Below are 1,286 nucleotides of genomic sequence, written 5' to 3' on the forward strand. Positions count from 1 at the left end.
CCTCCTGGAGTACGTGTCTTAGTCGACAACCTAATTGTACCATATGGGGGGGTCCTTTTTTCTATGTTTTAAAAAAGTTGATTTATCAGGTGTTAAACACGACAAATAATTATGAAATTGGCTCATATAGAGAAATTGCTAAAGAAATTAACGAAATTGATGTTTGGGCTGACTTGGAATACCAAATTGGTCAACTGACAAATGGATTAGAGAAAAAGGATGTTGAGAGGTTCTTAGAAGATTTTATTGAACTTAACGAAGATTTAGATGCTTATTTAAAAGAAGAACAACTTAAAGAAACTGTCAAGATAGATGACTTGTCTAATATTGTTGAACATACTATTAACAATTTTTATGTAGATTTACGTCCAGAAGATAAGAGGAAAGTTACAAAACTCCTAACCAATCTAGATACTATTCATACCAACTTTATCACATTTAACTATACTAATTTGCTCTCAATTATATTAGAGAATTGCAAGACTAAATCTTTTAAAAACAGGTTTAGTACTAACTATAATTTTAAACTACCTCAAGAAGTTACTTATGCACATGGGAAGATCGGAAACATGGTAACTCTGGGTGTCAATGACGAAAGTCAGTTTAACTCAAAGGTGTTTAATACAGAAGACTCTATATATTTAATAAAACCAAAATCTTTAGATTTGAACAGAGAAGATTTTAAAAATCTCGCAGTTGATAGGTTGAAAGGTAGTTCGATTGTAAATGTTTTTGGAATGTCAATTGGAGTAACTGATAAATATTGGTGGAATCTGATTGGGAATATCTTAATAGAGGATTCGAAGAGAGTTTTAATCATACACGAGTTCTTAAACGCTCCAAATTCACCCAGTCCGTTAAAGGTACATCAAATAAGAAAAGAAATTGAGAACAGATTTCTTAATCAATTAGATTTTAAGCATGAAGAAAAAGAAAAAATCAGAAAGCAAATTGTGATTTCATACAAAAGTGGAAATATTTTAAACGTTAACTTAAGTATGTATAAAAATGTTTCAAAAAACTCAAATATTTTAATGAAAGTGACTTGACAATAGCCAGTTTCAAATGACATGCAATTTTTTGACCTTCACTGACCTTTGGTGTATAATCTTTTTAGATTCATTTAAGGTTTTAAGTGTGCTACACTAATTGTGAATTGAATGGAACTGTCAAATTTTTTATGAAAACTAAAAATTAAAGGTGGTGAAGGCCCACTGACTATACCAATCGGAGCCGCATTTGCCCTTGACAAACACTTGAATGGTTTCAGTTAAGGTCACAAGGGT

General features: G+C 31.1%; 1 protein-coding gene. It reads left to right on the forward strand.

Going from position 1 to position 1,286, the window contains the following annotated elements:
* Positions 1 to 1,049, forward strand: a 1,049-nt coding sequence (locus ACYQ2O_RS12310; RefSeq protein ID WP_459796710.1) for an AbiH family protein, incomplete at its 5' end; no start/stop codon positions are given.
* Positions 1,050 to 1,286 lie beyond the last annotated feature (237 nt).

Source organism: Alkalibacterium sp. m-11 (assembly GCF_054658155.1).